The following is a 7,306-nucleotide window of genomic DNA, read 5'->3' as shown; positions in this document are numbered from 1 at the left end:
TGTCGTTCTCGAAAAAGGTGGAGAACCACATTGGGGCGATATGGCTGTTCATCCATGAGTACAATCGGGGCATCAGAGAGAAGCTGGCGGAGCAAGATGCCCCTATCTTTTCCTCTAGCCTGCACTAAAATGCACTACCGCCCCAGCCATCTTGATATTCACTGCCGCATTTTCATCCCGGTCATTCTCTGCCGAGCAAGCCGGACACCGCCAATGGCGAGTCTCCAAGCTCAACTCTTCTAAGACATGACCACAACTCGAACAGGTCTTACTTGAAGGAAACCAGCGGTCAACATAAACCACTCGCTTCCCCTTCTTCATCGCCACCCACTCCAGAATTTGCAGGAACTCCCGAAACGCCAAGTCACTCACCTTGCGCCCCCAGAGTCGCTGCATCGCCTTGAGATTTAACGTCTCAAAACACAGCACATCAAACTGATTCGTGAGTTTATGAGCCAACTTCCAGAACCAATCCCGCCGCCGATGGGCAATCTCCTCATGCTTCCGGGCAAGATTCAATCGGGCACGTTCCCGGTTGGCTGACCCCTTTTGCTTACGGGATAACTCTCGATTAGCCTGACGAACCGCCTTGAGCGACTGTTTGAAGAACAACGGTGCATCATCAATCTTGAAACCTTCTGAACAGGTCAGGAACGTTTTCAGCCCAAAATCAAAACCAGCAATTTTACCTGTCTCGGTTTTGACTTCAACTTCTGACGGGGTATCCACCGTGACAACCATGAACAGCTCTCCGAGGGGAGTCCGCTTAATCGTCACCGTTTTGACCTGGCCCTCAATGGGGCGTGAGTTCCAATATTGATAAACCTTGTTGCCAATCCTGACCCGATTGCCACCAAGGAATTTGTACCCGGCTTGCTTGAGGGTGAAGGACTTGTACTTTTTAGTCTTCTTGAAGTTGGGGGGGCGAACGCCTTTTTTGTTGTGTTTGAAGAACAGTTGATAGGCTTTCTCAATCCGTTGGCAGATGTCCTGCACGGCTTGAGAACCCACTTGCAACCACCAAGGGTTCCGTTTGCGGAGTTTGGCGATGTGTTTTTGCAGTCGGGCACAGTTCAAGTGCTTGCCCCACATCCGGTAGTACCGTTTATGTAGAGCAACACAATGGTTGTAGATCCGTCCTGCGGCGTTGATTGTCCGCTTGAGGTATCGGTTCCGCTTGTGTTGATAGAGCTTGAACTGGAGCGTTTTCATGCTTGATATGATAGCTTAATCTGTAGATAAAAGAAATTCATCTACAAATAGTGAGAACTAACTATCGCCATTACAATCACTCCCTTGGGCTGGCTACTGTTCATCTGGTTTGGATTCCCTGCCGCCGCAAACGGGTCTTTTATCGCAATCAACCACTCCAGTTGCGTTGCATTGATATTTTTCACTCTGTTGCACAGGACAAGGGATGGATTATCAAGGCTCTGGAGGTCGCATCAGACCATGTTCATCTTTTGGTTGAATACGACCCTCATCATTCCATTGCTCAAGTCGTCAAGGCTTTTAAGGGGCGGTCTTCCCGCTTACTCCGTCGTGAGTTTCCTGAGCTTTTGAAACTGCCCAGTCTTTGGACTCATTCTTATCTGTTCGACACAACAGGAAAGGTGAGTACCCAGAAGGTTTTGCAGTACATCAATGACCCTCATCACGGCTGAATAAATTCAGCTCTTCGCTTATATCCCCCGTTTAGAAAACGGGGGCTTTACGCCTGCATCAGGTAAACCACCATACCGGCTTCAGATCGTGACGCTTAGGGCAGTGCAGGCGTTCCGGTTAAAACCGCTTCATAGCGTGCGCCCGCCACCGCCCAGGTAAATTCGCGCTCAATCAAAGCACGACCGGCCGCGGAGAGCGATCGCCGCTGCTCCGGATTTTGCACCAGGGTTTCAATGGCTGTGACAAATTCCGCCACCCCGTTGGCCCGGAGCGCCCCATGGGGATCAGCCTTGAGGCCTTCGAGGGCGCGATCGCTTCCCACCACCGGCACACCCGCCGCCATCGCCTCCAACGTTTTATTTTTAATCCCAAACCCGCTGCGCATCGGAATCACACAGACCGTCGCCCCCTGCAACGCCGCCGCCATTGAGGGGACTTTGCCCGTCACCGTCACCCCCGGCAACGATCCCAACGCCTGCACCGCCGCCACCGGTCGCGCCCCCACTAACTGCACGGTGATCTCCGGCAACCGTTGCCGCACCGCCGGCAAGATCTCCCGGCAGAGAAATTGCGCCGCGTCGATATTGGGTTGATTATCCATTGCCCCACAGAAAATCAAGGTCGTTCCCCCCGGATCAGCCTGTCGCAGGGGAAACAGATCGAGATCCACACCGTTGGGAATCACCGTCATCGCTGAGCCGGGGCTGAGGGCCTCAAAGTGGGCACGATCCTCTGGGGTCGTCACCACTAGTTCAGAAAACTTGTGACAAAAATGGTGTTCGTAGCGTTCTAAGAGGGGGAGGTTGAGGCGATCGCGCCAGCCCTGTTCCGCCGTTCCCATCACCAACTGTTGCCGACAGGTTGCCGACAGGGAACTGTGAATATTCACCACCGTCCGCAGCCGATGCTGCCAGCCTGGGCGCACATACACTTCATTGCCACTATGCTCACAGGTCACCACATCAAACGCCCCGGACTCCACTTGCTCCGCCACCCAAGCCGCCATCGGAGCCGCGCAATTACTCCGCACATGGGCAGGAATCCCCGTCAGCCAACTCTGGGCAAATCGGCCCAGTTTGGCGGTCATCGTGGCCGTGGGAGCAGGGGGCTGCTTAAACACCTGCAACTCGGCAACCTGGTCACGCAACGCCGCAATTTCTGCGGGGGTTGTGTCGGGGGCGCGTTGGGTGGCGAGGGTGATGGTGTGGCGATCGCTTAAATACCGCAACAGATTAAAGGTGCGTACCTGAGTTCCCCCCTGGGTTGGAGGATAGGGAAATGTCGCGGAAAGCATCAAAATTCGCATCGCTAAGATGGGGTATAACCAAAAGTGAACCGCAATTAATCCGCCCGTGCCGACTGTCAGCGTTTGCATTCCGACCTATAACCGCGCCGAATTGCTGCGCATCGCCATCGAAAGCGTCCTCAAGCAATCCTATCAAGATTGGGAACTGATCATTTGTGACGACGGCTCCTCAGAACCCACCCCCACCCTGATGGCACAATATACCGCCGATCCTCGGATTCACTACCTGCGCCATCCCCAAAACATCGGCAAAAGTAACAATATGCGCTCCGGTTTTTTCGCCGCCACGGGGCAATATTTCCTTAAATTTGACGATGACGATCGCCTCACGCCTGATTTTTTAACCCAGACGATCGCCGTTTTAGAGTCCCATCCCCAAGTAGATTTTGTCGGCACAGATCATTGGATTATTGATGCAGACAATCAACGCCATCTTGATTTAACTGAGGAAAATTCGCGTCGCTGGGGGCGGGCGACCCTATCACCCGGAATCGTTAAAAATCTCCTTGCGACGGTATTTGAAAAACAGAGCTTTCAAGTGGGGGCGACTTTATTTCGCACCAGGGTATTAAAAGAAGTCGATTTTATGCGGCCCGGCTTGACGAATTGCGAAGATAATGATCTCTTTGTGCGGTTGGCATTAGCGGGAAAAACGGCCTACTATTTACCGGAACGTTTAATGGAGTATCGCCGTCATCCGGAACAAAATACCCTAGGGCGGGCGGTGGTCTATTTGCGGGATAAATGCGCGTATTTAGAGGCATTTCAGTTTGACAGTGAGCAGCTCGAAACGGTGCGGCGATCGCGCCTGAATGAAACCCGTTTACTCTTAGGCTTACGCCTGATTGAAACCGGCGAAACCCAGAGCGGGCGGGATTTATTAACCCAGGTTCCCCCCTCCCCTAAGGCTGCGATCGGTCGAATGTTATCCTATGTGCCTCAACCCTTACGCCCCGCTTGTTTTGATCTGTTACGGCGCTTGAAGCGGTAACGAATCACGATGGTTTTGAAGAGTTTTTTTGAGGAGTTAGAGGAATGGAATTTTTAACGGTTTTACTGGCAGGCTTGATTGCAGGAATTGCGCCGACGGGATTTATTTTAGATACGGTAATTGAGCGGCAATTGCAGAACCGTTTACCGGGTAGCGATGAAATTGTCGTGCGGATTGATAATACCCCTAGTTATCAGGTATTGGGCGGCAACGTGGATCGGATTCGGTTGGCAACGGAGGGGTTACAGTTGCGGCCCTATTTGCGGGTGAGGGAATTTGATCTTGAAACTGATCCGGTGTCGGTGAATTTGAAGCAGTTACAACAGGGGGGCAATCCGCGCCAGAGTTTACGATCGCCCCTCACCCTCGGTACACGCTTGGTGTTAGATGAGGCGGATATCAATGCGGCGTTGGCGGCTCCGGAATTTCAGGAACGCTTACAGGGACTCGTGACGCGCTTGAGTGGCAGTTTACCGGGCAATCAAACCTACACCCTGCAAGCCTTGACGGTGGATTTTCAAGCGTCGGGGCGGATGGCGATCGCAGCGACGGTGCAATCTCCCACCGCCACCCTCCTGGTGGAATTTGCCGCCGGGCTGGCCGTGATTGATGGCACACAGGTGGAATTTACCGACCCGACGATTAGCCTCAATGGGGGGCGTTTGTCGCCCTTTGTCGAAGCGATCGTTGAAGAAAACCTGCAAAACCGGATTAATTTAGAGTCCCTCGACCCCCAGGGCATCCTAGCTCGCATCCTACAATTGGAAGTAGAGTCCGAAACCCTCACCCTTGCCGGTGTTGTTCGGATTAGCCCTCAGTAACGCCCTAGGAGACCCCGATCATGCTGTTGCCCCGTTCCTTTAACCACTGGCTCATTGTTGCGATCGCAGCGAGTGCGATCACCTTGGGCAGTTGCACCGATTCCCCCCCTGATGACTCTGCCGCTGATCCTGACCCCGAACCCACCCCCACCGAAACCGTCGAAACGCCCGCCGAGGAGACAGAACCGGATACACCCCAAGCCGAAGACGATTCCGACCCCAGCGCCGGCACAGAAGATCCGGGGACAGCGATCGCCCCCGCCAACGCCCCCAACAATGCCCCCCAATTTGACCCCGATCTGACCGTCAGCACCACCGATGCCGCCGTGTATTGGCTCGATACCAACAGCAACACCCTCGAACTCGTCGAAGCCCCCCTCGAAACCACCGCCAAATCCGAAGCGAATCTAGATATCGTCCTCACCGCCGCCCTCGAAGCCCTCCTCGATGGCCCCGATGCGGCAACCCACAGCACCACCATCCCTGAAAACACCAGTCTTGAAGGGGTGGAGGTGAAAAACGACGGCGTTCACATTAATCTTTCAGCGGACTTCACCAACGGCGGCGGCACAATGTCCATGACCGGGCGCGTCGCTCAAATTCTCTACACCGCCAGCAGCATTGATGCCAATACCCCCGTGTGGTTATCGGTGGAGTCTGAACCCTTAGAGGTGCTTGGCGGTGAGGGTCTTTTGATTCGGCAGCCGTTGACCCGCGATACCTTTGAAGAAGATTTCCAATAATGATTTACCGTAGGGTCATGGCATAGCTGAAATAGTGCTTTATCGTAGGGTGGGTTAGGCGGCTTTAATTCATGCCATAGCTATAATCCAGCGATCCGCCGTAACCCACCGATTAACGTGTGTCGTAACAGTAGGGTGGGTTCGGCGGCTAAAACTCCCGCCATCACTGCAATCCGACAATCCGCCGTAACCCACCCATTTAGCTGTGCCGTGATACTGGGGTCAACCCTCACACCCAAGGCGCTAATTCCAATAGCCCACCAATTGAAACCCCGACCAAATCATCGGATGTTGGAGATCTTGGCGGGCTTCGAGTTGGAGGCGGGGCGGGAGAGGGAGGCGTTGCCCATTGGACAGGATGAGGGTATCGGCGGTGAGGCTAACTTGACCGCGCAGGAGGTTGATCTGGGCTTGGCGGAGGGCTTGGGATTTAATCGGGGTTTGGCGGAGTTGGAGATAATATTCGCTCATCAGGGCGAGGGTTCCGAGGTCACTGACCCGCCAGAGGCTCGCCAGGGCGGACTTGACCCCCAACTGCACCGCTAGCCCCGCAAAACCCAATTCACTAGCGCGATCGCCCACCGCCGTTTCGCAAGCACTGAGGATCAGCAGTTCCACCGTTGGATAGGTTGCATCGATCCAACCGAGCGATCGCACCAATTCCCGCAGTTCCGTAAAACTGACCGTGCGATCGGAAAATTGAAGATAGGCGGGCTGAAGATTGGCGGGGTTAAACTCCGCATGGGTGGCAAGATGGATCAACCCAAACTGATTCGCTTGGTTCGCGGCCATGAAATTCGCCACGGTGAATTGCTCATCTTTAAACAGTTGATGTTGCCAACCCAAACGGGTAATAAAATCCAGTTCCAAATCCACCGCTGGCAAGTCAGAATTTTGAGTAAATTGGGAGGCTCCCATAGCTAGTAATGATTGGGAACGAATGTCTTGATAGCCCGTATCGACGAGGCCAAAACTCGGAATAATCCCCACCCCATACTGTTCAATTAAAAACTCCTCACCATCGTAAAGCACCGCCAAGGGCAGCAACCGCAAATCTTGATCTAAGGAAAAGAGTAAATGCTCAATGCCTTGGGCTTCAAGCATGGGCTTTAAGGGCGTAATCAACAGGTCATAAAGGGCGGTGGCGGGGCTGGTGTATTGGTCACTGGCGAGGTGACGATTGATGACGTTGCGGCGGAGGGTGCGGGTTAACTCGACCACCTCTTCTCTGGTGTCGATGGGGACGGTAATTTGATGAACGAGGTTAATACTCTGCTGCGAATCAGAAAATGTTGAAACAGGACGATCGGGGGGGACAATCGCGATCAGTTGCAAGGCTTTCGGCAGTTGTACGACATAGATTAACGCGGTTTTATTGCCGGTTTCTTGCCAGGTTGTATAGAGGGTCGTGAGGATAGCATCTAGGCTGGGCACGTCCCCACAGCGGTCGAGTTCTAAAAGGTTGCAAAATTCAAAGGCTTGATATTCTTCGAGGAGTTGAACGGCTTCGGTGATGGAAATTTGTTGAATTTGGGCTTCGTAGGCGACACGATCCACCTGTTCGCTGAGGGTGTTGGTGTCGGTGAATTCTTGAATCTGGGGTTCTTCGGTGTCGATCGCGGGCATGACGTTGACGGGATTGGGGGCGGTGACATCGGATTGATTCCCGGATTGGCCGTGGCTGGGGGCGATCGCAGTCCCACCCACCAGCATCAAACTCACCATGAGTCCAAACCCCACGGTACGGAACGGGTGCAAACATCGACAGTGGTTCATCACA

Annotated in this window: 7 protein-coding genes; 4 read left to right on the top strand and 3 right to left on the bottom strand. The window is 53.7% G+C overall.

Features of this window, described 5'->3' with window-relative positions; all coding sequences use genetic code 11:
- Positions 1-114 precede the first annotated feature (114 nt).
- On the bottom strand, positions 115-1,212 hold the full coding sequence (locus PN477_RS06340) for an RNA-guided endonuclease InsQ/TnpB family protein (RefSeq protein WP_272118282.1): 1,098 nt from the start codon (positions 1,210-1,212) through the stop codon (positions 115-117).
- A 50-nt stretch (positions 1,213-1,262) separates the two neighbouring features.
- Between PN477_RS06340 and tnpA the strand changes: the two genes are divergently transcribed.
- Entirely contained in the window at positions 1,263-1,664 is a 402-nt protein-coding gene (gene tnpA / locus PN477_RS06335; RefSeq protein ID WP_272118283.1) for an IS200/IS605 family transposase, read from the top strand.
- 95 nt (positions 1,665-1,759) lie between these two features.
- Here tnpA and PN477_RS06330 read toward each other — a convergent pair whose 3' ends face one another.
- Positions 1,760-2,971, bottom strand: a complete 1,212-nt coding sequence (locus PN477_RS06330) for a glycosyltransferase family 4 protein (protein ID WP_417158760.1) — start codon at positions 2,969-2,971, stop codon at positions 1,760-1,762.
- 46 nt (positions 2,972-3,017) lie between these two features.
- On the opposite strand from PN477_RS06330, the gene PN477_RS06325 reads away from it, so the two are divergent.
- The 3 genes from PN477_RS06325 to PN477_RS06315 are packed head-to-tail and all read left to right on the top strand — an operon-like array spanning position 3,018 to position 5,526.
- On the top strand, positions 3,018-3,962 hold the full coding sequence (locus tag PN477_RS06325) for a glycosyltransferase family 2 protein (RefSeq protein WP_272118286.1): 945 nt from the start codon (positions 3,018-3,020) through the stop codon (positions 3,960-3,962).
- A gap of 44 nt (positions 3,963-4,006) precedes the next feature.
- Positions 4,007-4,783 carry an LmeA family phospholipid-binding protein gene (locus PN477_RS06320; RefSeq protein WP_272118288.1) on the top strand — a complete coding sequence of 259 codons (777 nt, stop codon included), beginning with the start codon at positions 4,007-4,009 and terminating at the stop codon, positions 4,781-4,783.
- Between the two features lie 20 nt (positions 4,784-4,803).
- Entirely contained in the window at positions 4,804-5,526 is a 723-nt protein-coding gene (locus tag PN477_RS06315; protein ID WP_272118290.1) for a GerMN domain-containing protein, read from the top strand.
- Positions 5,527-5,769: 243 nt separating this feature from the next.
- Here the strand turns inward: PN477_RS06315 and PN477_RS06310 are convergent, their stop codons facing one another.
- A complete protein-coding gene (locus tag PN477_RS06310; protein WP_272118292.1) occupies positions 5,770-7,302 on the bottom strand; it encodes a CHAT domain-containing protein in 1,533 nt (510 codons plus the stop codon).
- Positions 7,303-7,306: the final 4 nt, after the last annotated feature.

The organism is Spirulina subsalsa CS-330, from assembly GCF_028330765.1.
In the GTDB taxonomy this organism is placed as follows: Bacteria; Cyanobacteriota; Cyanobacteriia; order Cyanobacteriales; family Spirulinaceae; genus Spirulina; species Spirulina subsalsa_A.
This window is presented reverse-complemented; position numbering and strand designations above follow the sequence as displayed.